Origin of the sequence: Nonomuraea sp. NPDC047897 (assembly GCF_043204415.1) — a bacterium.
Taxonomy (GTDB): Bacteria; Actinomycetota; Actinomycetes; order Streptosporangiales; family Streptosporangiaceae; genus Nonomuraea.
Map to the genome: position 1 here is coordinate 52,955 of NZ_JBIDCC010000015.1, position 23,634 is coordinate 76,588.

Below are 23,634 nucleotides of genomic sequence, written 5' to 3' on the forward strand. Positions count from 1 at the left end.
GATGGACACGGAGAGCGGCGCCGGGAGACTCTACGACACCGGTCCGACGCGCCACACCACCAGCCCGAGCAACCGGTCACCGCGCTGTGGCCGGCTCCCAGAGAACTCCAAGAAAAGGTGTGTAGCCTCCCACGGCATGGCATGGCAGCGCAGGATCAACGGAGCGCTGGCCAGGTACACAGGATTCCATATTGAGCGAGTAGGAAAATCGGAGAAACGGACGCCGCAACCGCGCAAGCGCGCGGAGACGGCGTTCCGGCCACCGGCGGATCCGGCGGCCGACCGCCTGCTGACGGCTCCGGTGTTCGTGATGTCACCGGTCCGATCGGGCTCGACGTTGCTGCGGTCGGTGCTGAACGCCCATCCCGACCTGCACGCTCCCCACGAACTGCACGTTCGCCGCCTCACCGTGGAATTCGGTACCTCGCTGGCCGAGAAGGCGATGGAGGCGCTCGGGCACAACCGGGCCGACCTGGAACACCTGCTGTGGGACAGGGTCCTGCACCGGGAGCTCGTCCGCAGCGGCAAGAAATACATCGTGGACAAGACACCGGCGAACGCGTTCGCCCACGAGCGGATCGCCGCCTGCTGGCCCGACGCGCGCTACGTCTTCCTGCTGCGCCACCCAGCCTCCATCGCGGCGTCCTGGCACGAGGCGAGCCCGGACAAGCGCACCCCCGAGGAGGCGGCCCTCGACGCCCTGCGCTACATGAAGGCGGTCGAGCGCGCCAGGAAGGCACTGCCCGGCCTGACCGTGCGCTACGAGGAGCTGACGGCCGAACCTGAGACGACCTGCCGCCGCATCTGCGAGTTCCTCGGCGTCGACTGGACGCCCCAGATGCTCCGCTACGGCACCCCCGACGTGGTGACCAAGGGCCTCGGCGACTGGAAGGACAAGATCCGCTCCGGCGCCGTCCAGCCGGGACGCGACCTCCCCTCGGAGGAGGAGGTCCCCGAACCGCTCCGGGCCATGTGCCGCACGTGGGAGTACCTGCCGTGAAGATCCGGTACATGCTGCTGCACGCGTACGGGATGGGCGGCACCATCCGGACGGTGGTCAACCAGGCCAACGCGATGGCCGAGGCCGGGCACGACGTCGAGATCGTCAGCGTGGTCCGGCGCCGGGACACGCCGCAGTTCGGCATCGACGGCAGGGTCCGCCTGGCCACGCTGGTGGACCAGCGCGACGGGATCGCGACCGACTCGCTGGCCCGCAAGGTGTGGCGCCGGGCACGCGGCAAGATCGTCCCGTACGGGGAGTTCGCCGCCGGCTACTTCACCATGCGGGTCGAACGGGCCGTCATCGAGTACGTGTCCTCGCTCGACGGCGGCATCCTCGTCACCACCCGGCCGGCGCTGAACCTCATCTCCGCCCGCCGCGCCGCCGAGGGCGTGGTGCGCGTAGCGCAGGAGCACATGAACCTGGCCGCGTACCCGCACACCGTGCGCGACGAGATCGCCCGCCACTACGGGTGCTTCGACGCGGTGGCGGTGCTGACCGAGACGAGCCGGGCCGAGTACCGCGCGCTGCTCGACGACACGCCGATCGTCCGCATCCCCAACGCGGTCCACCTGGCCGGCCGCCGGCACTCGGACCAGACTCGGCCCGTGGTGGTCGCCGTGGGCCGGCTGGTGCCGCAGAAGGGCTTCGACATGCTGCTCGCCGCCTTCGCGGCGGTCGCGCCGGAGTTCCCCGACTGGCGGCTGCGCGTCTTCGGCACCGGTCCGTCGAAGGAGCGGCTGCGTCGCCTCATCACGGAGCACGGGCTGGACGGGCGGGCCCGGCTGATGGGGCGCAGCGACCGCGTCCACGAGGAGCTCGCCGAGGCATCCGTGTACGCGCTCAGCTCGCGGATCGAGGGGCTGCCGATGGCCATGATCGAGGCGATGGGCCACGCCCTGGCCGTGGCCGCCTTCGACTGCCCGACCGGGCCCGGCGACGTGCTGACCCCCGGCGAGGACGGCCTGCTGGTGCCCCCGCGCGACGTGAACGCGTTGGCCGGGGCGCTGCGGCGGCTGATGGCCGACCGCGAGCTGCGGCTCCGGCTGGGGGCCGGCGCCGCCCGCACGGCGGGCGACTACACACCGCAGGCGGTCATGCCGATGTGGGAGGAGCTGTTCGCCGCCCTCGCGGCCGGCGACCCGCTCCCGCACGGCCACGGGACGGCCCGCTGACCCGCACCCGCCGGAGCGGACCGCCGATGCTGCGCCCGCCGGACCGGCCCGCCCGCTGGGATGGCGGACCGGCCGGCGGGCCGCCGTCACTCCTCGTCGCCCTCGAAGACGTCCTCGAAGACCTCTTCCACGATCTCGCCCGCCACGAGCCCGCCGACGACGCCCGCAGCCCCGGCGGCGGCCACCATGCCCAGCCCCGGCCCGCCGTGTCCGCCGTGATGTCCGCCGTGATGCCCGCCGTGATGCCCGCCGTGGTACTCGTGACCGCCGCCGTGGAAGCCACCGCCCTGGAAGCCGCCGCCGTACTGGGCGAGGCCGGACAGCCAGCGGCCGATCTCGCCGGCCCAGTCGGTGCGCATCGCGTCGTCGTGGCTGATCGTGAAACGCCCGACGGCGTCACCGGAGTAGCGCCCGGAGCTCTTGTCGGCCTCCAGGATCACCTCCAGCCCACCCGGGTTGGTCACGAAGGTCACCTCGACCTCCCCGACCGACCCCGCGTACTGCGGCGGCGGGTAGAACTCGATCTCCTGGTAGAACGGCAGCTCCTGGCGCGAGCCGTGGATGTGGCCCGCCTCCAGGTCGGCCGACTTGAACTGGAACCCGAGCTGCGGGAAGGCGTCCAGGATGCGCAGCTGGGACGGCAGCGGCTCCACGGCGAACGCGTCGAGGTCGCCCTTGTCGACAGCCTTGGCGATGGCCAGCTCGGTGCGCACGCCGAGGGCCATGCCGGTCAGGCCCCGGCCGGCGATCTCGCTGATCGGCGCCTCCCATGGCACGTCGATCCGGAAGTCGATCACCCGGTCCTCGCCCTTGCGCAGGGTGAACGGCCCGGAGACCTGGGCGCGGGCGAACTCGCCGATCCCCGCGCCCTCGCCGTCGCCGTACTCGACCTCCACCCTGGCCACCAGGCCGAGGGTGATGTGCTCGATCTCGGCGTCGAAGTCGCCGCCCTTGAGTCGCACCTCGCCGGTCAGCGTGCCGCCCGGCCGGGTTCGCGAAGTGGCCAGGACGGTGTCCACCGAAGGCGCCCCCACACCGAGCGCGCCCAGCATCCGTTTGAAGACCACGGCATGTTCTCCCTGTTGCTTCCGTCGATGGCATATGTCAGCCACCCGCTGAACGATCAACGTCGGGGGCTGGTTCCGTGGGCCAGTAAAACGTGTCCCCGGCGGCCGCGCGGGCAGGTCGCCGTTTGATGCCGGCTTGCGGCGGTTCACGCAGGCCACACGCGGCGGGGCGCGGCCGGGGGCCGGCGGGGCCGCCCGCCGATTCACAGGAACCCCGCAGGTGGCACGGTCCAAGGCTGCGGCTTCGTGCTCCTATAGTCGTCATCGACGGGGTCGTACAGCGGGCGCCGTCGACGTCATCGGCGTGTGACTCCCCCGGCTCGTCCCGGGTGGGCGCCGGCAGCATCCGTACGCGGAGTGGAGGCACCGGGCCTTGTCAGCAGGAAACGCCGGACAGCCGGGGGTCGAGCGAGCGCGCGGCGGGCGGCTGCGTGCCAGGCTGCTGGCCGCCGGCGGGGTGCTGCTCCTGGCGGTGGCCGCCGGTTGCTCCGGCGACGGCGGCGAGAGCGGCGACGGCGTCCCGGTCGTGACCAGCAAGCCGTCGGCGTCGGCAGACTGCGGGCCGACGGACAAGCTGGTGCCGCCCTGCGGCGCCTACTGGGGCATGTACGTCGCCCCCGGCGACCCGAGGGTGCCGGTGGTGCAGGCCATCGGCTCCATGGAGTCGCAGCTCGGCCGCAAGCTCGACGTGATCTTCAGCTATCACGACATGTCCGACGGCGCCAACGGCACGTTCATCCGCGAGGACGAGGTGGAGCTCGGCCGCGACCGCATCCTCCTGCTCAGCTGGGAGGCCAAGGTCTGGGGCACCCCCGAGCGCACGCTGCAGTGGCGCGACATCGCCGGCGGCTCCATGGACGCACTGATCGACCGGCAGGCACAGCGGATCAAGGGCTACGGCAAGCGCGTCATGCTGGGCTTCGACGGCGAGATGGACCGGCGCAAGACCAGCGGCACCGCGGCCGAGTACGTCGCCGCGTACAAGCACATCCACGACCGGTTCGAGAAGCTGGGCGTGACCAACGTGGTGTGGGTGTGGGCCGTGACCGGCTTCATGGAGTACAAGGACACGTGGAAGAGCCTGTATCCGGGCCACGACTACGTCGACTGGATCAGCTACGACCCCTACAACTTCGCCGGCTGCCGGGGCGCGAAGTGGCTGGACTTCCAGCAGACCGTCAAGCCCACCTACGACTGGTTCCAGGCCAACGGGTTCGCCGACAAGCCGATCATCATCGGCGAGTACAGCACGGAGGTCGATCCGAAGAACCCCTCGGCCAAGGCCGACTGGTTCCGCGGCGTCCCGCAGGCCCTGAAGACGATGCCGAAGATCAAGGCGTTGCTGCAGTGGAACGCCGTCCTCGACCCGGAGTCGCCGGGCGGCTGCGACTTCCGGCTCGAAGGACCGGGCGTCGTCGAGGCGTTCGCCGAGGCCGGACGTGACCCGTACGTCAACCAGCCGCTGCCCGATCAGGCGGCCGGCGGCTCGTAACCGGGGCCCGCGTCCTCGTCCCCGCCGCCCGTGCCGTTGAGCACCCGCAGCACCCAGTCGAGCGAGCCGCTGCCGAGCACCGCCTCGGCGATCCGCTTGGCCGTGGTCGTCTTGAGCGCGGCCAGGGAGCTGTCGATCCACGGCTGCACGTTCTGGTGCCCCTGCTCGCGATACTCGACGGCCTGGATCAGGCACTCCAGCTTGTCGGCGTCGCGGGCGCAGACGGCCTCCAGGCTGGCCTTCTCCTCGTACTCCGCGACCGCCCCGCCCACCATCCGCGCGACCGCGTCCGGCAGGCCGCGCATCTGGTCGGCGGTGACCTGCTCGTTCGGGGCGGCCCGCAGGTAGCGCTTGCCGAGGTAGGGGATGTCGGTGATCCGCGTCTCCTGCGTGTCGTGGAACAGGCTCATGAACGCCGCCCGCTGCGGATCTCCTCCCTCCAGCACGGTGACCACACTCGCGATCACCGCGGCGCGGAAGGAGTGGTCGGCGATGCTCTCCGGGTCACGCACCCCCGCCACCAGCCAGCCCGTGCGCCTGTACCGCTTGAGCAGCCCCATCTCGTACAGCAAGCCCGCGAGCCGGGTCAGGTCGTCCCTCACGAAATGCCCCTCTCCACCGAGACGCGTCCTGCGCAGAGCGTAGGGGGCGGTCGCCGACCTCCCCGTCCCGCCGCGCCTGGCAGGTGGACATCATGACCTGCCCCGTAACCACCCATGTGAACACCCGACCCCTCGACGGTGATGTGCGGGCGTCCGGGTTTCGAGATCGTCGGCGCGATGGGAGCATTCGACATGACGGGAAAGGAAGTGTTGAGATGACTCTGACCAACGCGGGCGTGCAGCGATTATTGGCCGACTCCGGCGAACCACGCGTGTGGGTGTCACCCCGGACAGACCTGGTCACGGCGCTGCTGGGCGTCTGGTTCGGCATCGGCCTGATGATCGACGCGTGGGCGCACAGCAACCTCGCCGAGTTGGAGACGTTCTTCACCCCCTGGCACGCCGTGTTCTACTCGGGGTTCGCCGCGGTCTCCGGCTGGATCATCTGGCAGGCGCTGCGCAACGTCAGGAAGGGCCGGCAGGGGCTCGCGGCGGTGCCCGAGGGCTATCTGGCCGGGCTGGTGGCGGTGCCGGGGTTCGCGGCCTTCGGCTTGGCCGACATGATGTGGCACACGTTCCTCGGCATCGAGCAGAGCATCGACATCCTGTTCAGCCCCTCGCACCTCGGGCTCATCGCGACGATGATGCTCATCATCACCACCCCGCTCCGCTCCGCCTGGAGCGCCCCCGATCTCGGGGAGCGGCCGTCGTTCGGCCGCCTGCTGCCCGCGCTGGTCGGGCTCTCCTTCGCGGCCACGCTGGTGTCGCTGTTCGTCTCGTACGGCGACGCCATGCAGTGGAGCGCGAACGGCGTCGTCGAGGTCTTCTCCTCCGTGAACGGCCAGGGGTCCGACCGCCTCGCCGCGTCGATGATCATCACGAATGTCGTCCTGCTGGCCCCCGTGCTGTTCCTGCTCCGCCGCTGGCAGCTCCCCTTCGGCAGCGTGACCCTGATGTACGCGGTGGGCGTCCTGATGCCGGGAGCGCAGACGGCGTTCGAGAACCTGCCGATCCTGCTCGGCTTCGTCGCCGCCGGTCTCGTGAGCGACCTGCTGATCAGGTGGCTGCGGCCGTCGGCCGGCCGCCGGGCCGCGTTCTGGGGCTTCGCCGGGCTGTCCGCCCTCGCCACCTGGTCGCTGTACCTCGCGGTCGCGTCGGTGGCCGCCGGCCGGACGCCCGCCGTGCCCGAACTGCTGACCGGCGCGCCGATCGTGGCCGGCCTCGTCGGGCTGGTGCTCGGTGTGCTGTTCCTGCCCAACGCCGCGGACACCGGCCGGACATGATCCGGCTGCTCCGCCTTGCCGCGCTCCTGGTGCTGGCGGGCGCGGCTTCGGCCGCGCTGCTGGTGTCGGCGGGCGCGGCCCCGGCCGCCGCGCACAACCTGACGGCCGGTACGGACCTGCGGATCGCCCAGACCATCGCGGGCACCGAGCTCACCGTGATCGTCAAGGGGACGGCGCGGGTGCCCGGGCCGCTGGAGATCGGCGTCATGGCCTTCCAGCCGGTCGCCGAGCTGCCGCTGAACCTGGAGGTCCGGTCGGTCGAGGACGGCCGCACGGTCTCCGGTGTGGCGCGGGCGGCGCGGGATCCGCGGTACGTGCGGCTCCAGGTGGAGCGGACCGGCCCCCACGAGCTCAGGCTGAGCGCCGGGAGCGAGGTCGCCGTGGTGCCGTTCCGGGTCCTGGTGGACCGCGGGTCCGGCTGGGACTTCCTGATCTACGGGGGTCTCTTCGTCGCGGGGCTGCTGTTGGTCGGCGGCCTGCTCACCGGGGCGCTGTCCCGGCGTACTCCGGCGATGCTGCTGGCCGGCGGCGCCGCGGCGGGGCTGACGATCGCCGCCCTGGTCGTCGTCCTCGAACCGCGGTTGCCCACCGGTCCCCCCGACGGCGCCCCGCCGTCGGCCGAACCGCAGGCCGGCGAACCGCAGCCGGGCGGGCGCCCGTTCGTCCAGGGCCGGCTGGAAACCGTGCCCGAACACCCGAGCGCGGGAGAGGAGTTCACCGTGCGTGTCGCGCTGGTCGACGGGTCCACCGGCCGGCCCGTGGACGATCTCACCGTCCATCACGAGGCGCTCGCCCACCTGGTCGTCACCAGCGAGGACGGCCGCTTCTTCCGCCACCTGCATCCGCTGCGGACGGCGCCCGGCCTGCTGGAGGTCCGGATGCGCGCCGACCGGCCGGGCCGCTACCTGGCCCACGCCGAGGTGGAACGGGAGGACTCCGGCGGCCAGCTCGTCACCGAGAGCTTCGACGTCGGCGGGCGTCCGGCCGAGCCGGAAACCCCCGCCCCGCCCGCCACGCCGCTGCTGCGGCCCGCCACCCCCGTCGCCGGCCGCCCGACGACGATCGAGCTCGGCACCGCCGGCCCACCCCGCCCCTGGCTCGGCATGACCGGCCACCTGATCGTCCGCAGCCGGGACGGCACGTTCCTCGGCCACGTGCACGAGATGGGGTCGTCCGGTCCGCGGCTCCGCTTCACCTTCAGCTTCCCCGAGCCCGGCCGCTACCTGGCCTGGGCGCAGTACGCGGCGAACGACCGGATCGTGACGATGCCGTTCACCGTCGACGTCACGGAACCGGAGGCCGGCCGGTGAAGCGGACCCTGGCGCTGGGCGCCCTCGTCGTGGCCGCGGTGACGTTCTTCGTCGTGGGGCGCACCACGGCCGCCGAGCCGATCGCCATCCGCTCGACGGGCGCCCACTACGCGGTCACGGTCCTCGTCCACGGCCGCACGGCGGAGGTGCGCCTGGACCGGGGCGACGCGGACACCGTCGCGCTGTCGGCGGTGATGCCCCACATGGGCCACGCCATGCCCGAGGTCGCCACCCGCGAACGCGCGCCGGGCCGCTTCCGCGCGGAAGGCGAGGTCTTCACCATGACCGGAGCCTGGGAGCTGTCCGTCCGGCTGACCGGCCCCGCCGCGGAGGAGGTCCTCACCGTCAAGGCGCTGGTCACCGGGTAGGGCACGCCGTGGCTTCGGCACCTCGGGCGACCGCGGCGGGCCCTACCGGGAGAAGGCGGCGGCGCGGATGCCGCGTCGTGCCAGGGCGGGCAGGCACAGGACCGTGCCGCAGGCGCCGATCCACACCGCGGCCGACAGGCCCGCCAGCGCGGTGACTCCCGCCGCCAGCAGCGCGCCGACCGACATGGCGCCCCAGATGAGGAAGCGGTGCACCGAGCTGACCCTGCCGAGCAGTTCCCCTGGGGTGCTGGTCTGCCGCAGGGTCAGCGAGGTGGGGTTGAAGGCGCCCTCGCCCACGCAGTGGGCGATGCTTCCCGCGACCAGGCCCACGGCGCCGGCGTGCGCGCCGAGGATCGGCATGGACAGGATGCCCGCCACCGACACCGTCGCCGCGCCCACCAGCGTGCGCGGCGCGCCGAACCTCCTCATCAGCCGCGCCGACGCCAGGTTGCCGATCGGATATCCCGCCGCTGCTGCGCCGAGCACCACGCCGATCCACTGCGGTGACAGGTGCAGCACGTCACGGCAGTAGAGCACCAGGCTCGTCTCCACCATCGACAGGAACAGCACGTAGGTGGTCCCGCACGCGATGATCGGCTCCAGCACCGGGTGGCGGGTCACGAAGCGCAGCCCTTCCGCGATGTCCCTGCGCAGCCAGCCGCGCTCTCGGGCGGTCGCCTGCCTGGCCGGCTCCCGGTGCTTGATCAATGCCAGCGACAGCACCGACACGGCGAAGCTTGCGACGTTCGCGGCGATCGCGCCGATCAGGCCGAGCGCGTGGATGAGGGGGCCGGCGACCATCGGGCCCGCCGCCTGCGCCGTCGACTCCGACAGGGCCAGGCGGGCGTTGCCGGTGTGCAGCCGCTCGGGGTCGTGGATCAGGCTGGGCAGGTAGGAGGTGTAGGCGACCTGGAAGAACACCACGGCGCAGCCGCTCAACAGGACCAGCCCGAGCAGCAGGGGGAAGGTCAGCAGTCCCGCCGCGAGCAGTGCCCACACCGCGCCGAACGCGACCGCCTGCACGCCGTCGCAGACCAGCATCACCGTACGCCGGGGCAGCCGGTCGACGATCGCTCCGGCGGGCAGGCCGAGCGGCAGGAAGGGGAAGAACAGCGCGAAGGGCAGCAGCGCGGCCTGCGCGGGCGAGGCGTCGAGCGCGGTGACGGCGAGCAGGGGCAGCGCCAGCTTCATGAACTGGTCGCCGAAGAGGGACAGCGACTGCCCGGCCCACAGCAGGCCGAAGTCACGACGAACGGAACCGGTACGGAGCAGCACGAGTGCGTAGTCTGCTGCCCCGGCGGGCGGGCCGACCGGCGGGATTCGGACCTCGCGTTTCCAGGTCCGAATCCCGCTACCGAGAGCGGTCCGGCGACCGGACGGCCGACGCCAGGTCATCCACAGCTCACGCCAGGCGGACCGCGGCGCCGGCCTGCGTCAACCGCTCGACCGCGTAGGCCGGGTCGAGCAGCGACTCGGGGGTGTGGATGCCCGGCGGGACGGCGCCGCCACGCAGGCCGAGCAGCCGCTCGACACCGAGGGCGACGCCGACCGCGGTCAGGGGCCGTTGCCCGGCCGGGTGGACGAGGTGGTGCGTGGTGCTGAGCGGCGCGCCCGCCGGGCCCGTTCCTTCGAGGTCGATCCGGACCTCGATGGAGGCGGGTCCGCCGCGGCGCCGGCCCGGGGATTCGCCGACGGCCAGGTCGAAACGCACGTTCGGCGCGCCCGTCGCGAGGGCGAGGCTCGGCACGTCGAGGATGGCGATGCTCTGCCCGGGCACGACGGCACCGTCGGCAGCGGGCACGTCCGCCTGCGCGTCGGGGCCGGTGACCCAGGTGAAGACGCCGTCGCGGCGGACCAGGCCCGCCGAGGTGACGGCGGACCACCGTTCGAGATCCGCGATCCCGGCGGGCCCGCCGATGTCCACTTCGTCCAGTAGGGCGCCGATGCGGATGGTGTCGATCCGGTCGAACTCCCGGGCCAGGTGCAGTGTCGCGAGGACCCCCACACCGGCGCAGTAGTGGCTGGCCATCAGGATCGGCGCGCCCGCCTGCTGGGCGCCCGTGACGACCTCGGGCGCGATGTCCACCAGGCCGCTGGAGATGCTGAGGTACGGCACCCCGCGTCGCCGCGCGTACCGCAGCCCGTGCAGGTGGCTGTCCCACAGCGCGGCGACCACCGCCGAGTGGCCGTGGCCGGCAGGGAGGCCGAGATCGTCGCGCCGCAGATCGATGGTGACGGCCGTCGCGGCGCCGAGCTCGTCGGCCACCCGTCGCGCGCGGTCGATGTCCCGGCCCGCGATCGTCAGCGGCAGCGTCGGGTGCCATCGGCGCAGGACGGCGGCGGCCCCCGCGCCCGCCTGCCCCGATCCGCCCAGGATCAGTACCGGCTTCGCTTCTTCCACGGTGGTTCCTCTCCTCGCCAGCTAGCTACATTTTGTAGCTTACATTTTGTAGCTTAAGCTGGACGGCGAACGCAAGGGAGGGCGATGACCACACCACCCACCCGACTGTCCAAGCAGGCCAGACGGGAGCAGTTGCTCGACACCGCCTCGGGGATCGTCCGCGCCCACGGCGCCGACGGCCTGACGCTGGTCACCCTGGCCGAGGCCGCGGGGGTGAGCAGGCCGATCGCGTACGACCACTTCGGCACCCGCGCCGCCCTCCTGCTCGCGCTCTACCGGCGGCTCGACGAACGGCACCGGGCCGCGGTGGCCCAGGCGCTGCGGACCTCCGCACCCACCGCCGGCGCGATCGCCCGCGTCCTGAGCACCGCGTACTTCGCCTGCGCCACCGACATGCCGGAGTTCGCCGCCCTCTCCGCCGCGCTGAAGGGAAGCCCGGAGATGGAGGCCGTCCAGCACGAGATGCTCGCCGACTACACGGCCCTGATAGCCGCCGCCCTGGCGCCGCACTCCGCCCTCCCGGCCGAAGCGCTCCGGCTGCGCTGCGTCGGCGTGCTGGGCGCCGCCGAGGCGATCGCCGCCGAGCTGAACCGGGAGGAGACCACCACCGCCGACGCGATCACCGCGCTGACCGACCTGATCGTGGGCAGCCTCACCCCCGGCCTCACCCCCGGGGCCGACCGCCAGGAGCCACCGCGCGACGGGACGCATCGTGAGCAGGCTGTAGCTGACGGCCTACAGTGGGCAGAGACAGTCGATTCAGCCGAACCGTAGGACGAGGGGGTAGCTGCTCACCGCTTCGTGTCCGCTCGACCACAGGACCGGACATGACCGATGTCCTTGTCATCGGCGCCGGACCGGCAGGCGCCTTCGCCGCTCATCGCGCCGCGGACCTGGGCGCTCGTACCACTCTGGTGGCCTGTGACGAGTTCGGCGGGATGGCGGCGAACGACGGCCCCGTGCCGGTCCGCACGCTGGCCCATGCGGCCCGGTTGGTGCGAGAGGCGGGCCAGCTCGGCCGGTACGGCATCGCCGCCGACGGATTCCGCCTGGACTACCCGCGGCTGCTCACCCGGGTGCGTGAGGTGGTCGACGACGTCCGGACGCATGCCGACCTGCGCGGCAGCGTCGACGGTTCGGGGGTGACGGTCCATGAGCACGCCGGCATGACCCGCTTCGTCGATCCGTACACGGTGGAGACCGGCCGCGGGCTACGGCTCCACGGTGACGCGATCATCGTGTGCACGGGCGGTGTCAGCCGCCGGCTCACCGTTCCCGGCGCCGAACTGACCCACACCCACAGCGATGCCTGGGCGTTGCGCGAGGTGCCTCCGTCCATGCTCGTGATCGGCGCCGGGGCGACCGGGGTGCAGGTGGCCTCCATCTTCGCGGCCTTCGGTTCGCGCGTTCAGCTCTTCCAGACCGGCCCTCGTATCCTGCCGTCGGAGGACGAGGGCGTCTCCGCGGTCGTGGCGGAGGCGTTTCGGGAGCGCGGCATGGTGGTGCGGGAGAACCTCGACGCCATCGAGTCCTTCGACAGGACGCCCGACGGCGTGCGCACGCACTTCTCGCGGGACGGCGTGTCCGACACCACCGAGGCGGCTCTGGTCGTCGTCGCCGTCGGGTGGACCGCCGACACCGCCGCGCTCGACCTCGCGGCGGCGGGTGTCGAGACCGACGGACGCGGCTTCGTGCGCGTCGACGCCTACCAGCGGACCTCCGTCCCGCACATCTTCGCCGCCGGGGACGTCACCGGCCGGCTCATGCTGGTGCCGCAGGCGGCCCAGTCCGGCTTCGTGGCGGCGACGAACGCGGTACGGGGTCCGGAACTCCCCCTGTGGGACCAGGTCAGCCCGGTCGGCAGCTTCACCGACCCCGAGTACGCCGGGGTCGGCCTGACCGAGACGAAGGCCCGCCAGGAGCACGACGTGATCGTGGCGACCGTCCGCTTCGGCGCCGCCGCGCGCCCCATCATCGACGGCCGGACCACCGGCTTCTGCAAGCTCCTCGTCGACCGGTCCACCGAGCGGATCCTCGGCTGCCACGTCGTCGGGGAGCGTGCCGTGGAGACCACCCAGGTCGCCGCCGTGGCGATGACGGCTCGCATGCGGGTCAAGGACCTCGCCCGCATCCCCCTCTCCTTCCCCACGTACTCCGCGATCGTGGGTCGCGCCGCCTACGTCGCCGCCCGCCGGTTGGACCCGGCCCCGACCGGACACCCGTACGAGCCGCCCTGCTGACGTGGTTTCGGCCGCACGCGGACTGTCTCCTGAAGGTGCATTATGCGACAATTGCCGCAGTCAGGCCGCTTCAGTCTCCCCCCTTGAGCAAGCGACGGAGAGAGACGGCCATGGAGATCAAACCGCAGGCGGTCGCGATCCCTAAGGAGACCGATCACCTGGAGCAGGGGAAGTACGGCCCCATCTACCCGCGGACCCCGGCGTGTTACGGGTTCACCATCATCGCCGACATCAAACCGGGCCGGGCGGAGGCGATCCGTAACCACGGCCACGTGCTGGCCAAGGCGCTGGAGGACGATCCGCACCTGCTCGCGCCGCTGAAACTGCACTATCTGCGCTGGGTGCTCTTCGACGACGACACCCGCTTCCTGTACCAGGGCATCTTCGACACCGACTTCGACAAGTACACCGAGGACGCCGTCGCGCTGTTCAGCAAGGTGGGGGTGAGCACGGTCTTCGAGAACCTCGAGGGCTTCCCCGAGGACTGGAAGAGCAACCCCGAGGCGTTCGTCAGGTACGTGCGCGAGCACCAGTGCCCGAGCTTCATCGAGTACGGCGAGTACCCGTACGTCACCGCGGACGAGATCAAGAAAGCCCTGCGGATCAAGAGCGCCCTGTCGGAGATGCTCGACCAGTTGCAGTGACATCCACCTGCGTCACCCGGAGAACGAGATGACTGAGTTCGCGACGGCGCGCACCTACAACCAGCACCACGTGCCGCGCCCGTACACGCCCGGCCGGCGGCGGTTGAGCATCTACGTCGCGTGGAGCTATCCCGCCGAGGCGGGCAGGAACGTGGCGGAGCTGGACAATCGATTCTCCACGATGACCGAAGTACGCCGTGTGACGTGGCCTGCCTACGAGGACCCGAAATGGTCGGACCCGCTGCGCTTCCAGCAGGGCATCGCGGGCGGGCTGGAGCTGTTCTTCTGGGGTTGGCTGCCCTTCCAGCAGTTCGTCGAGGAGACCACCGGATATCCCGTCCCCGTGTACCAGCGCGTCGATCAGGCCGGTTTCCACACGCCGCTGGACGAGCGGGTGCTGGCCGACACCGACACCCTGTTCGTGTGGGGTCTGGACCACATGATCACCGGACAGGACGCCTCAGCGGGTGAGATCGAGGCGGTGCGCGGCTTCCTCACCCGCGAGGGGACCTGCCTGGCCCTGGGGCCGCACCACGACGTCGGCGCGTCGGACGACATGGCGGTGCGCGACATGGAATACCGCCATCACGGCGACGCGCTGGTGCCGCGCCGGCAGCGCTTCGGCCGGTACACCAGATCGCTGATGGCAGGGCTGGGGATACCCGTCGAGAACCGCTACGGCCTCCGTCCCGCGGTGACGGACGGGAACAGGAGCGTCCCGCTGTCCATCTCCAGAGACCTGGACACCAAGGGATGGCTGGAAGGCGTGTCCAGCTTCAACTTCCACATGCACCTCCCCCACTACGCCGTGACCACGGACGACCCGGACGTCATCCACGTGCTGGGCAGACAGCCGATAGACCTGAGCAGACCGCATCCGTTCACCGAGGCCGGGAACACCGAGTTCAACATGTTCCTGTGGATGCCACCCGCCGGTGACCGGGCCGGCGACGTGATCTTCGCCGACACCACGATCTTCAGCTCGCTGTTCGGCATCGACGAGAGCCTGCGCGTCTTCTGGAACAACATCGTCTCGGTGAAGTAGCACGACGAGGAGGCGGCTTCAGGTGAGCGAGGACAACCACGTCAAGCTCGAACTCGACGACATCCAGCGCGGGGTCCTCAGTCCCCGGCCGACGCCGTACGCCGCGACGTACATCCTGTTCCGCATCGACGACCGCCACCACGGGCGGGAGCTGATGCGCCGCGCCGCCGCCGTGGTGACCTCAGCCGCCGACACGGTGAGCCCCCTGGGCGAGACCTGGGTCAGCGTCGCCCTCACCCACCACGGGCTCAAGGCCCTCGGAGTGCCGCGGGAATCACTGGACACCTTCGCATGGGAGTTCCGGCAGGGCATGGCCGCCCGGGCCACGGTGCTGGGCGACGTCGGTGAGAGCGGCCCCGAGAACTGGGAGTCGCCGCTCGGCACGCCCGACGTCCACGTGGTGCTCGTGGCAGTCGCACCCGACAGCGCGCAGTTGGAGGCCGCCGTCGACCGCGCCCGCCCGGCCTACCACGCCCTGCCCGGCGTGACGGCGATCTGGCGGCAGAACTGCCACGCGCTGCCCACCGAGACCGAGCCCTTCGGCTACCGCGACGGCATCAGCCATCCGGCCGTCGAGGGCAGCGGCATCCCCGGATCCAACAGGCTGGAGGTGCCGCTCAAGGCCGGCGAGTTCGTCCTCGGCTACCCCGACGAGCTCGGCGGCATCCAGACGCCGCGGCCCGAGGTGCTCGGACGTAACGGCACCTACGTGGCCTTCCGCAAGCTCCACCAGCGCGTCGCCCTGTTCCGGCGCTACCTGAGGGACAACGCCACGGGCCCCGAGGACGAGGACCTGCTGTCAGCGAAGATCATGGGCCGCTGGCGCAGCGGCGCGCCGCTGGCGCTGTGTCCGCTGCACGACGACCCTGACCTCGGCGCCGACCCGGCCCGCAACAACACCTTCCTGTACGAGCAGGACGATCCGGCCGGCTTCGCCACCCCCGGAGGCAGCCACGTCCGCCGCTGCAACCCCCGGGACGCGGCGGTGGCCGGCGTGGCGCGGCTGCACCGGATGATCAGACGAGGCACCGCGTACGGCCCGCTGCTGCCCGAGGGCGTGCTGGAGGACGACGGCGCCGACCGTGGGCTGATGTTCGCCTTCGTCGGCGCGCACCTGGGGCGGCAGTTCGAGTTCGTCCAGTCCGAATGGGTGAACAACGGCGTCTTCTTCGGCGCGGGTGAGGCCAGAGATCCCGTGGCCGGCTCCGCCGACGGCTCCGGCGACTTCACCATTCCCCGCCGGCCCGTGCGGCGACGCCTGCCCGCGCCGCCGCGGTTCGTCGTCACGCGCGGCGGCGAGTACTGCTTCATGCCAGGACTGACCGCGCTGCGCCGGCTCGGCGATCTCACCGACTGAGCGCGGCGACACTCCTCTGGCACGAGGACCGGGGATTCACATGAACACGCTGCAGCCACTGTTCAACGCCGTCACCGTCATCTTCATCGCGGCCACCATGTTGGCCGCCGGCCTCGGGGCGACGCTGCCGTCCCTGCGCGCCGTCTTCTCGAACGTCTCGCTGCTCGTGCTGGTCCTGCTGGCCAACCTGGTGGTCGTCCCGCTCCTCGGCTGGGGCGTCGCCGCGCTGTTCGGCCTGCCCTCGGGCGCGTTCGTCGCGCTGCTCCTGATCGCGTCCTCACCCGGCGGGCCGTTCGGGGCGAAACTCGGCGCGGTGCAGCACGGCGACGTGGTCGCGGGTGCGGCAATGTCGGTGCTGCTGGCCGCCATCGGCAGCATCACCTTCGGCCCGACGGTGAACGTCATCCTCGATGCGGCGAACGTGGGGGGCGGGGTCTCGCTCGACGTCGCCGCGCTGATGCTGACCGTGGCGGTCCTCCAGCTCGTGCCGTTCGCCGTCGGACTGGTCGTCCGCCACTACGCGCCGCCCACCGCGCTGTCGTGGCACCCCCTGGTCGCCAGGGTGTCGAACGCGACGTTCCTCGCCGTGCTGGCGGGCATGCTCTTGGGCAACTGGCGTGACGTCGTCGCGCTGATCGGCTCGCTCAGCCTGCTGGCGGGCTTCGTCTTCGCCGGCGTCGCGTTCGCCGTCGGCACAGCTCTCGCCACCGGACCCTCCGAACGCCGTACCACCATGGGCGGAATCGCGGCCGTACGCAACGTGGGACCGGCACTCGCCGCGGTCGGCCTCGCCTTCGGCAACGACCCGGCCGTCCTCGGGGCGCTCGCGGCCGTCCTGCTGAGCGGCCTGGCCGCGGCCGTGCCGATCGCGGCGATCCTGAGCCGCCGCCGGCAGCAGCACGCCAAGGCGTCCCGCGCGTGAGGACGGCCGGCAGCCGGGCTCGACCCGCTCCGCGCCGGAGCATGGTCCAGCCCGCGGCCGGCCGTCCGTCTGATCAGCGGCGGCCGTAGGTGAGACGTCGGAGCAGCACCTCCGCGGGACCCCGCCGGCCACTCGGGGCCAGGAGAGCGGCGAGCACCACTGTGGCGAGCCAGGTCAGCACGGCGATGCCGGAGGCGGCGGCGTCTCCGACGCGGGTGCTGAGACCGCCGAGGTACGGCGTGAACACCGCCACGAAGATCACTGACTGCAGCAGATAGCAGGTCAGCGACCACTGGCCGCAGGCTGACAGCGCCCTGACGATCGGGCCGGGATGGCCGGGCCGCATCCGGGCGGCGACCAGGCCGATGATGGCCGCGTACGCGAGCCCGCCCGCGATGCCGGTCAGGCTGTGCACCGCGTACGCCGACACCGCCGTCAGGTCGGACGGCGTCCACAGCTGGGTGTCGATCAGCGTCAACGGCACCCCGCCGACGATCGCCACCGCGGTGCCGAGGACAGCGATCCGGGACAGCAGGTCCCGGTGCGCCAGCGGGTCCTCCAGCAGGCGGCGCCTGGCGGCCCAGATGCCGAACAGGAAGGCCGGGACCACGCTGGCCGCGAAGTAGGTCGGCGTCATGCCCGACCAGCCGATGAGCCGCATCATCAGCGCCTCCATCGGGTCGCCCATGGCCGCCGGGGTGTCGCCCTTGGGGCCGGAGATCGTGAGCAGGCCGAAGCCCGCCAGGACCACCACGTGTGCGACGAGCCCGGCGACGGCGGCGCGCAGCACGGTGCGGTCCTCACGCCGGATGAGGCCGACGAAGACGAGCCCGATCAGCCCGTACGCCCCGAGGATGTCCCCGAAGAACAGCAGCAGGGCGTGGCAGAACCCGAACGCCAGCAGCCACAGGCTCCGGCGGCGCAGCACCTTGCGCACCTGCGGCCAGCTCCTGCCGGTGGCGAGCTGCCGGTTCGCGAGTTGGACCAAGCCGTAACCGAACAGGGCGGCGAACATGGGCAGGGCGCGCCCGTCCACCAGCAGGATCTGGACTCCGGCGACCAGGCGGTCCAGAGCGTCGCCGTCGAGGGTGTAGCCGCGGAACCCGGCCGGGTGGCCGCCCAGGTACATGTGCGCATGCGCCAGTGCGATCAGCAGCAGCATCAGCCCGCGGGCGAGGTCGGGCGCGAGGGCCCGGTGAGTGACGGGAGTGGCTCCCTGAACGGGTGCCGGTGGAGCAGTGCGCATGGGTGTCCCCTCATCGTTAGCTACACGGCTGTAGCTAACACTGAAGGTAAGATACACCCATGTAGCTAGGCAAGGGGGCAATGATGGGCAACCGCAGCGGTCGAACGCGCCGGCGTGGCGAGGAACTGCTCAAAGCCATCCACGACGCCGTGCTGGACGAGGTGCTGGAGGTCGGAGTGGCGCGCCTCACCATGGACGGCATCGGACGGCGGGCCGCGACGCCGCGCACGACGCTGTATCGCCGCTGGTCGAGCCCCATCGAGGTGCTCCTCGACGCGCTCTACCACCAGCACCCGTTGGAGGAGTCGACCGCGGGAGCCGACGACCTGCGCGGCGACCTGATCCGCGCCCTGCGCCTCATGGCGGACTGGGCGTTCAGCCGGGCGGGCCGGGCGGTGGCCGCCATCCTCACCGATCCGCAGAGCGCGGCGCTGATGTCCGGCGCCCTGCACGAGCGCGTCTTCGCCGGCCGGGGCGGCACGTTCACGCGTACCGTGCTGCAGCACTACGCCGACCGAGGCCACTTCCCCGCCGACCTCATCACCCCGGTCGTGGCCGACATCGGCGAAGCCCTCGTGACCAAGCACCTCATCGACAAGGGCCGACCACCCACCGACGAGGCGCTCGCGGCGATCGTCGACCAGGCCATCCTGCCCGCCATCGGATTCGGCCCACGAACGTGAGCCCCGGCCCGTCCGCACGGGGCGGTCCGCGGCCGTCGACGGCACTACCGGCTCGGCCCGCTGCTGGCGTTATCCCTGCTCGCGAGCGTTCTCATCCGCAGCCCGCGAGCTTTGGTGATCTTGAACGGTCAGGGCTCGCCCTGCTGCATCCGGCTCACTGCGGGCATGGCATCTCCCAGGACTGGGGTTCGGGGACGACTCCACACAGATAGGTGGACTCCTCCAGGAGCTGCGGCGTCAGCGTGATCCCGGTGAGGCGCTCGGCCAGGATGAACGCCGGTCCGTCATGGAGGTCGAAGAACGGGGAAGAGACGGAATCGATCCGTTCCATACTCTCCACCAGCTCGTCCGGCACCTCCCCCAGATAGCCCTCCTGGGCGATGAAGCAGAAGCGGAGTTCGCCGTCCTCGATCCAGTAAAAGTAGTCGAGAGCCTTGATCGTCATGAGGTAATGGGAGACGAGCCGGGTGCCCGCCGACAGCGGCATGATCACCTCCTCGGCGATGCCGTTCCAGTCGGGCTCGATGACGAACGCCCAGTCGCCGATGGTCGCCACGCCGATGAACGCTCCGGGTCCAGAGCAGGCAGCGTCGCTCATTTGGTCGTACGTCATGGACGTGAAGTCCTCCGGACGGCCACCGCGCCGGATCACCACCTGCTCGGGCCTCAGGCCGCGGACGTAGGTGAAGCACCAGTTGTCCGCCGCTTCGGTAAGCCAGGTGTAGTCATCAGGAGTTGCGATCATCTCGCCATGCTCGCAGCGCCTACCGACACAACGGGGCCGGCGGCTCACCGATGGGATCGCGCACTGACCGCTTCTGACTCGCCCTACCTCTTGGCGCTGGTCTCGATGATGGTCCGGTCGGCGGGGAGCAGGCGAGTCTCTCCGTCCGACTCGGTGATGACCAGGATGGGGACGCCTTCGGCCACGCCGAGCTGCTTGCGCTCGGGTTCGGTCGGCATGCGGGCGGTGACCTGCGCACCCGGGGCTACCTGAACGGTGACGGCTTCGCCGGCGTCGCGGACGCGTGAGCCGCGTAGCTCGGTCACGATCAGTCCCTCTCCCCTGAGTACGGCCATGGCCCGGCGGACAGAGTCCCGAGAGATGCCGAACTCGGCCACGTAGTCGCTCTCCGCCGGAAGTCGCTGCCCGGGGCGGAGCTCTCCCTCTTCGATGCGTACCCGGATCAGGTCGGCGAGCTGCTTATAGACCGGGCGGTCGGCGCTGGGGTCGATGGTCATGGCACCGAAGCTATGTAGCACTGTACGTGTTTCCCATTGCACGTACATTCGTATGTAGCTACATTCGATAACACATGACCGCCTCTTGATCGGCAGGACCTATGACGCTTCAGGAGTTGGCCGCCCGGTACCCGAATTGGGTGATCTGGCGCGGTGCCACCGAGACCGGCCCTGGGAGCTGGTACGCCACCCGACGTGGGATGTCCTTGAGCAACGCTCAGTTCGATGCGGGCATGGCGCAGACGGTGAGCGGCGACGATGCCGACGCACTCGTCAGCCAGCTTCAGCGGCAACAGGAGATCGCCGCGGAGCTGGCCGCGACAGGCAACCGGAGATGACTCCATGGCCGCGCTGAGTCCACTCGTTGGCGAGTGCTACGGCGGTCTCCACCCGGCCACACCCCAAGCCGGTTATCAGCACATCACCTGGCAGGAGTGCGTTCCTCGCGCTGATCGTGTGCGGGTCCGCAGCCACACCTGCAACTGCAAACCAATCGTCTACGAGCTGTGCCACGCGGGCGGGCTACTGTTCGTCCGGCGTCTCTACCGCTCAGACGGTGTGATTGAGCATCAGAGCCTGTGGCTGCGCACCCCGGAAGGAGAAGAGCTGTGGTCCCGGATCCTGCTCGGTCACGCCCGCTGAACAAGCGAGCTATCTCCCCCGCCGTGTCGGCCACCTGGAGGCATGAGGACGTCGAGTGGACCTATCAGCGGCCTCTGCGCGGGGCGCTGCCGGGTCTGTGGGACCTGGTGGCGGCTCCCTCTGTGCCAAGCTCAAGTGAGACAGATGGTAGCTGTATAGAGATCGAAAAGGCTCTCCCGGATCATCCGGGAGAGCCTTCTCGCCTGGGAGCCGCCTTCGGGATTCGAACCCGAGACCCCTTCATTACGAGTGAAGTGCTCTGGCCGACTGAGCTAAGGCGGCGTGCCGTACGGCTGGGAGAAGTCTACAGGAGCCCGAGGGGTCTTCGCTCCAGCCAGACCACATCGGGACAGAACGGGCTACCGTCGTGGCCGACGGACCCCGCGGGCCCCTGTTTCCGCGGGGTCCGTGCGCCGTGGTCAGGGGGACGGGACCTGGCCCGGCTCGTCCACCACGCCGGAGTCCAGGACCGACATGGCGAAGGTCATGTCGGTCCTGACGACCTTGTGGCCGAGGTAGCGGTAGGTCTCGGGGTCGAGGATGGTATAGCCCTTGCCGGCCTCCCCCAGGTCGAGGGCGACGCCGATGCCCGGGCGTCCCTCGGCGGTGGTGGTGTCCTCGATCTTGACGTTGGGGATCATGGCCATGGCGCGGTACATGACGGCCCGCTTGTCCGGCGGGATGATGGGCCCGTACTTGATGTACCACTGGAGCGCCCCGAACACCGCGACGTCCTTCTCGGTGCCCGGCGGGCAGTCGGGCTGGCAGATGGACGCGGCGTGGCGTGGCCGCTTGAGTGCGCGCAGGTGCGTCAGCAGCGCGTCCGGGTCATCAGGGAAGCTCTCGACCTCGGCCTGCGTCCTGAGCGGGTTCGTCGGCCCCTTCTCGCCGTCACCGATCTTCAGCTCGCCGCCTTCCTCCCTGATGGCCTCCTTGCTCCCGTCCATCCGGGACCAGAGCTCGAACGTCGGCAGCGGAGTGCCCGGCTGCGTCTCCTTGATGTAGAACCACTGGTCGGGACGGACCGCCGGGGTGGGCGACTTCTCCGCGACCAGGGCCGCGCGCTCCAGCACCGTAGCCACGTCAGCCCGTGGGGACGCGGGCTCGCCGGCCCGGGCCGGGCCGGGCGGGGCGGCGGGCTCGCCGGTCTGGGTCACGGTCAGCGTGACTGCCGCCAGGCCGAATGCTCCGGCCAGCGCCATCCCGAGGCGCAGGCGGCGCGGGGGCCGCCGCACGGGCCGGGTGGGGGCCTGCTCCCCGCTCCGGACGGCCGCGAGCAGGCGGGTCTCCTCGGCACGCAGATCAGTCTGGGGCGGGACCTCGTCCCGCAGCCGGTGCAGCAGGTCCATCTCGTTCATGACGCGAACTCCTCCGTCACGGCGGTCGGGTCGATGTCGCCGAGAGCCCGGCGCAGCTTCTTGCGGGCTCGGTTCACCCGCGAACGGACCGTCCCCACGGCCACGCCGAGCGACTGGGCCGCCTGCTCGTAGGTGAGCTCCCCCCACGTCACCAGCAGCAGGGCGTCGCGGTGCCCGGCGGGCAGCCCGGCGAGGGCGGCCGCGAGCCGCACGCGCGCCCCCACCGCGGTGACCCGCCGCTCAACCTGGTCGGTGAACGGTTCGGTGACCGGGTCGGCGCCGGTGCGGCTGAGCGCCTTGTACAGGCCGATCTCGTGGCGGAGGTGCCGGCCGATGAGGTTGGTGGCGATGCCGTACAGCCAGGGCCGGGCGTCGTCCCGGGCCAGGTCGTAGGCGGCCCGCTGCCGGAACGCCGCCACGAACGTCTCCGCCACGACGTCCTCGGCCTCCGCCGCGCCGAGCCTCCGGACGGCGTACCGCTTCAACGCGGGGGCGTGCCGGTGGAACAGGACGGCGAAGTGCTCGGGGTCGTGCCGGGAACGGGCGATCACCTGGGCGTCGTCAGCCGGTTCGGCGGCCATGACAGGCTCAAACCGGCCTGGTTGTCGCATCTGGTTGCTGCCTTTCGGGATCGGCGGTGACACCAGTGATTGCCGTGAGGACGTGCCCCGGTTCCCGATTGGCGGTGATTTCCTACCCGGAGGGTGGCGGGTCGCCGTCCGGCCCGTACATCTCGTCGTGCTGGCGGCGCGGCGAGCAGACCGACGCTGAGGGGCAGGCGCAGCGCCGGCCGCCGTCGTCCAGGCGGACCGTGACCGTGTCGGCGGGCACGTTGTGCCCGAGGACGCTGCCCTCGCCCTGCGGCGTGCTCACCCGGCTGCCGACGCGGGGCATCCGCTGGCGCGTCTCCATGTACAGCGGGTGCTCGTACTTCAGGCAGCACATGAGCCGCCCGCACGCCCCCGCGATGCGCAGCGGGTTGACGGGCAGGTCCTGGTCCTTGGCCATGCGCACCGAGACGGGCTCGAAGTCCTTGAGGAACGTGGCGCAGCACAGGTCACGCCCGCACGGGCCGATGCCCCCCTGCAGCCGGGCCTCGTCGCGCGGGCCGATCTGCCGCAGCTCGACCCGCGCCCGCAGGTTGCGCGCCAGGTCACGGACGAGGGCGCGGAAGTCGACCCGGTGCGGGGCCGAGAAGTAGACCGTGTAGACGTTGTCCTGGTCGAGATAGTCGACCCCCACGACCTTCATCGGCAGGTCATGCCGCTTGATCAGGCGTTTCGACACGCTGCGCGCCTCGGCGCGGCGCCGTTTGTTGGTCTCGTCGCGGGTGAGGTGCTCCTCGCCCGCGAGGCCGGCGCACACCGGCAGCCCGTCGATGTCCTCGCTCGTGTACTGCGGCGCCCACACGCACTCGGCGACCTCGGGGCCCGCGTCGGTGGGCACCAGCACCTTGTCGCCGACCTTGGGGCTGTGGCCGCCCGGATCGAGATAGTAGAGCCTCCCGTAGCGGGTGAAGCTGACAGCCATGATCATTCCCATGGGCTGGCGCTCGCC

The 23,634-nt window shown here is 71.2% G+C and carries 25 protein-coding genes and 1 tRNA gene; 15 read left to right on the forward strand and 11 right to left on the reverse strand.

The window, feature by feature from the left end; translation table 11 throughout:
- The first annotated feature begins 310 nt into the window (after positions 1-310).
- Entirely contained in the window at positions 311-1,000 is a 690-nt protein-coding gene (locus ACGF0J_RS30040; RefSeq protein WP_393151109.1) for a sulfotransferase family protein, read from the forward strand.
- Positions 997-2,175, forward strand: coding sequence for a glycosyltransferase family 4 protein (locus ACGF0J_RS30045; protein ID WP_393151111.1), 1,179 nt, complete (start codon positions 997-999; stop codon positions 2,173-2,175). Before ACGF0J_RS30040 ends, ACGF0J_RS30045 begins: the two co-directional genes overlap by 4 nt.
- 86 nt (positions 2,176-2,261) lie before the next feature.
- On the opposite strand, the gene ACGF0J_RS30050 is transcribed toward ACGF0J_RS30045, so the two are convergent.
- The gene (locus ACGF0J_RS30050; protein ID WP_393151113.1) at positions 2,262-3,242 is read right to left on the reverse strand and encodes a sporulation protein; all 981 of its coding nucleotides are present in this window, start codon (positions 3,240-3,242) and stop codon (positions 2,262-2,264) included.
- Positions 3,243-3,615: 373 nt separating this feature from the next.
- Here ACGF0J_RS30050 and ACGF0J_RS30055 point away from each other — a divergent pair, with 373 nt between their 5' ends.
- The gene (locus ACGF0J_RS30055) at positions 3,616-4,734 is read left to right on the forward strand and encodes a glycoside hydrolase family 26 protein (protein WP_393151115.1); all 1,119 of its coding nucleotides are present in this window, start codon (positions 3,616-3,618) and stop codon (positions 4,732-4,734) included.
- Here the strand turns inward: ACGF0J_RS30055 and ACGF0J_RS30060 are convergent.
- The gene (locus ACGF0J_RS30060) at positions 4,713-5,294 is read right to left on the reverse strand and encodes an HD family hydrolase (protein ID WP_393151457.1); all 582 of its coding nucleotides are present in this window, start codon (positions 5,292-5,294) and stop codon (positions 4,713-4,715) included. The two genes, ACGF0J_RS30055 and ACGF0J_RS30060, sit on opposite strands and share 22 nt — an antisense overlap.
- Positions 5,295-5,551: 257 nt before the next feature.
- Here ACGF0J_RS30060 and ACGF0J_RS30065 point away from each other — a divergent pair, with 257 nt between their 5' ends.
- The 3 genes from ACGF0J_RS30065 to ACGF0J_RS30075 are packed head-to-tail and all read left to right on the forward strand — an operon-like array spanning position 5,552 to position 8,297.
- Positions 5,552-6,619, forward strand: coding sequence for a hypothetical protein (locus ACGF0J_RS30065; protein WP_393151117.1), 1,068 nt, complete (start codon positions 5,552-5,554; stop codon positions 6,617-6,619).
- Positions 6,616-7,929, forward strand: a complete 1,314-nt coding sequence (locus tag ACGF0J_RS30070; protein WP_393151119.1) for a hypothetical protein — start codon at positions 6,616-6,618, stop codon at positions 7,927-7,929. The genes ACGF0J_RS30065 and ACGF0J_RS30070 overlap by 4 nt, the downstream gene beginning before the upstream one ends.
- Positions 7,926-8,297: a hypothetical protein gene (locus tag ACGF0J_RS30075; RefSeq protein WP_393151121.1), complete on the forward strand. Its 372-nt coding sequence runs from the start codon at positions 7,926-7,928 to the stop codon at positions 8,295-8,297. The genes ACGF0J_RS30070 and ACGF0J_RS30075 overlap by 4 nt, the downstream gene beginning before the upstream one ends.
- A 42-nt stretch (positions 8,298-8,339) precedes the next feature.
- On the opposite strand, the gene ACGF0J_RS30080 is transcribed toward ACGF0J_RS30075, so the two are convergent.
- Entirely contained in the window at positions 8,340-9,572 is a 1,233-nt protein-coding gene (locus tag ACGF0J_RS30080) for an MFS transporter (protein ID WP_393151123.1), read from the reverse strand.
- A 127-nt stretch (positions 9,573-9,699) separates the two neighbouring features.
- Positions 9,700-10,698, reverse strand: coding sequence for a hypothetical protein (locus ACGF0J_RS30085; RefSeq protein WP_393151125.1), 999 nt, complete (start codon positions 10,696-10,698; stop codon positions 9,700-9,702).
- 84 nt (positions 10,699-10,782) lie between these two features.
- Here ACGF0J_RS30085 and ACGF0J_RS30090 point away from each other — a divergent pair, with 84 nt between their 5' ends.
- The 6 genes from ACGF0J_RS30090 (at position 10,783) to ACGF0J_RS30115 (ending at position 16,906) form a co-directional block, all read left to right on the forward strand.
- Positions 10,783-11,472 (forward strand): TetR/AcrR family transcriptional regulator, encoded by a 690-nt coding sequence (locus ACGF0J_RS30090; protein WP_393151127.1) that lies wholly within the window; start codon positions 10,783-10,785, stop codon positions 11,470-11,472.
- Between the two features lie 53 nt (positions 11,473-11,525).
- Positions 11,526-12,938: a dihydrolipoyl dehydrogenase family protein gene (locus tag ACGF0J_RS30095; protein WP_393151129.1), complete on the forward strand. Its 1,413-nt coding sequence runs from the start codon at positions 11,526-11,528 to the stop codon at positions 12,936-12,938.
- 83 nt (positions 12,939-13,021) lie between these two features.
- Positions 13,022-13,582, forward strand: a complete 561-nt coding sequence (locus ACGF0J_RS30100) for a hypothetical protein (protein ID WP_393151131.1) — start codon at positions 13,022-13,024, stop codon at positions 13,580-13,582.
- A gap of 28 nt (positions 13,583-13,610) precedes the next feature.
- Entirely contained in the window at positions 13,611-14,627 is a 1,017-nt protein-coding gene (locus tag ACGF0J_RS30105) for a hypothetical protein (RefSeq protein ID WP_393151133.1), read from the forward strand.
- Positions 14,628-14,649: 22 nt separating this feature from the next.
- On the forward strand, positions 14,650-15,984 hold the full coding sequence (locus tag ACGF0J_RS30110) for a Dyp-type peroxidase (RefSeq protein WP_393151135.1): 1,335 nt from the start codon (positions 14,650-14,652) through the stop codon (positions 15,982-15,984).
- A gap of 40 nt (positions 15,985-16,024) precedes the next feature.
- Entirely contained in the window at positions 16,025-16,906 is an 882-nt protein-coding gene (locus tag ACGF0J_RS30115) for a bile acid:sodium symporter (protein WP_393151137.1), read from the forward strand.
- A 73-nt stretch (positions 16,907-16,979) separates the two neighbouring features.
- On the opposite strand, the gene ACGF0J_RS30120 is transcribed toward ACGF0J_RS30115, so the two are convergent.
- A complete protein-coding gene (locus tag ACGF0J_RS30120; protein WP_393151139.1) occupies positions 16,980-18,152 on the reverse strand; it encodes a DUF418 domain-containing protein in 1,173 nt (390 codons plus the stop codon).
- 83 nt (positions 18,153-18,235) lie between these two features.
- Here ACGF0J_RS30120 and ACGF0J_RS30125 point away from each other — a divergent pair, with 83 nt between their 5' ends.
- Positions 18,236-18,835, forward strand: coding sequence for a TetR/AcrR family transcriptional regulator (locus ACGF0J_RS30125; protein ID WP_393151141.1), 600 nt, complete (start codon positions 18,236-18,238; stop codon positions 18,833-18,835).
- A 154-nt stretch (positions 18,836-18,989) separates the two neighbouring features.
- On the opposite strand, the gene ACGF0J_RS30130 is transcribed toward ACGF0J_RS30125, so the two are convergent.
- Positions 18,990-19,580, reverse strand: coding sequence for a DUF6461 domain-containing protein (locus ACGF0J_RS30130; RefSeq protein ID WP_393151143.1), 591 nt, complete (start codon positions 19,578-19,580; stop codon positions 18,990-18,992).
- Between the two features lie 83 nt (positions 19,581-19,663).
- On the reverse strand, positions 19,664-20,077 hold the full coding sequence (locus ACGF0J_RS30135; RefSeq protein WP_393151145.1) for a GntR family transcriptional regulator: 414 nt from the start codon (positions 20,075-20,077) through the stop codon (positions 19,664-19,666).
- A gap of 101 nt (positions 20,078-20,178) precedes the next feature.
- On the opposite strand from ACGF0J_RS30135, the gene ACGF0J_RS30140 reads away from it, so the two are divergent.
- Together ACGF0J_RS30140 and ACGF0J_RS30145 are read left to right on the forward strand one after the other, a co-directional pair.
- A complete protein-coding gene (locus tag ACGF0J_RS30140; protein WP_393151148.1) occupies positions 20,179-20,415 on the forward strand; it encodes a hypothetical protein in 237 nt (78 codons plus the stop codon).
- A gap of 4 nt (positions 20,416-20,419) precedes the next feature.
- Positions 20,420-20,719: a hypothetical protein gene (locus tag ACGF0J_RS30145; protein WP_393151150.1), complete on the forward strand. Its 300-nt coding sequence runs from the start codon at positions 20,420-20,422 to the stop codon at positions 20,717-20,719.
- A 208-nt stretch (positions 20,720-20,927) separates the two neighbouring features.
- Here the strand turns inward: ACGF0J_RS30145 and ACGF0J_RS30150 are convergent.
- The 4 genes from ACGF0J_RS30150 to ACGF0J_RS30165 all read right to left on the reverse strand — a co-directional run bounded on the left by ACGF0J_RS30150 (position 20,928) and on the right by ACGF0J_RS30165 (position 23,607).
- Positions 20,928-21,001: transfer RNA gene (locus ACGF0J_RS30150), tRNA-Thr, on the reverse strand.
- Positions 21,002-21,138: 137 nt separating this feature from the next.
- Positions 21,139-22,077: a CU044_5270 family protein gene (locus ACGF0J_RS30155; protein ID WP_393151152.1), complete on the reverse strand. Its 939-nt coding sequence runs from the start codon at positions 22,075-22,077 to the stop codon at positions 21,139-21,141.
- Entirely contained in the window at positions 22,074-22,658 is a 585-nt protein-coding gene (locus ACGF0J_RS30160; protein ID WP_393151154.1) for an RNA polymerase sigma factor, read from the reverse strand. The genes ACGF0J_RS30155 and ACGF0J_RS30160 overlap by 4 nt, the downstream gene beginning before the upstream one ends.
- Before the next feature lie 112 nt (positions 22,659-22,770).
- Positions 22,771-23,607: a stage 0 sporulation family protein gene (locus ACGF0J_RS30165; protein ID WP_393151156.1), complete on the reverse strand. Its 837-nt coding sequence runs from the start codon at positions 23,605-23,607 to the stop codon at positions 22,771-22,773.
- Between the last annotated feature and the right edge of the window lie 27 nt (positions 23,608-23,634).

Coding starts and splice junctions, on each gene's coding strand:
- ACGF0J_RS30040 (WP_393151109.1), top strand. CDS start 311: ATGTCACCGGTCCGATCGGGCTCGACGTTGCTGCGGTCGGTGCTGAAC.
- ACGF0J_RS30060 (WP_393151457.1), bottom strand. CDS start 5,294: ATGGGGCTGCTCAAGCGGTACAGGCGCACGGGCTGGCTGGTGGCGGGG.
- ACGF0J_RS30065 (WP_393151117.1), top strand. CDS start 5,552: ATGACTCTGACCAACGCGGGCGTGCAGCGATTATTGGCCGACTCCGGC.
- ACGF0J_RS30070 (WP_393151119.1), top strand. CDS start 6,616: ATGATCCGGCTGCTCCGCCTTGCCGCGCTCCTGGTGCTGGCGGGCGCG.
- ACGF0J_RS30090 (WP_393151127.1), top strand. CDS start 10,783: ATGACCACACCACCCACCCGACTGTCCAAGCAGGCCAGACGGGAGCAG.
- ACGF0J_RS30095 (WP_393151129.1), top strand. CDS start 11,526: ATGACCGATGTCCTTGTCATCGGCGCCGGACCGGCAGGCGCCTTCGCC.
- ACGF0J_RS30105 (WP_393151133.1), top strand. CDS start 13,611: ATGACTGAGTTCGCGACGGCGCGCACCTACAACCAGCACCACGTGCCG.
- ACGF0J_RS30115 (WP_393151137.1), top strand. CDS start 16,025: ATGAACACGCTGCAGCCACTGTTCAACGCCGTCACCGTCATCTTCATC.
- ACGF0J_RS30120 (WP_393151139.1), bottom strand. CDS start 18,152: ATGCGCACTGCTCCACCGGCACCCGTTCAGGGAGCCACTCCCGTCACT.
- ACGF0J_RS30125 (WP_393151141.1), top strand. CDS start 18,236: ATGGGCAACCGCAGCGGTCGAACGCGCCGGCGTGGCGAGGAACTGCTC.
- ACGF0J_RS30130 (WP_393151143.1), bottom strand. CDS start 19,580: ATGATCGCAACTCCTGATGACTACACCTGGCTTACCGAAGCGGCGGAC.
- ACGF0J_RS30135 (WP_393151145.1), bottom strand. CDS start 20,077: ATGACCATCGACCCCAGCGCCGACCGCCCGGTCTATAAGCAGCTCGCC.
- ACGF0J_RS30140 (WP_393151148.1), top strand. CDS start 20,179: ATGACGCTTCAGGAGTTGGCCGCCCGGTACCCGAATTGGGTGATCTGG.
- ACGF0J_RS30145 (WP_393151150.1), top strand. CDS start 20,420: ATGGCCGCGCTGAGTCCACTCGTTGGCGAGTGCTACGGCGGTCTCCAC.
- ACGF0J_RS30155 (WP_393151152.1), bottom strand. CDS start 22,077: ATGAACGAGATGGACCTGCTGCACCGGCTGCGGGACGAGGTCCCGCCC.
- ACGF0J_RS30160 (WP_393151154.1), bottom strand. CDS start 22,658: ATGGCCGCCGAACCGGCTGACGACGCCCAGGTGATCGCCCGTTCCCGG.
- ACGF0J_RS30165 (WP_393151156.1), bottom strand. CDS start 23,607: ATGGCTGTCAGCTTCACCCGCTACGGGAGGCTCTACTATCTCGATCCG.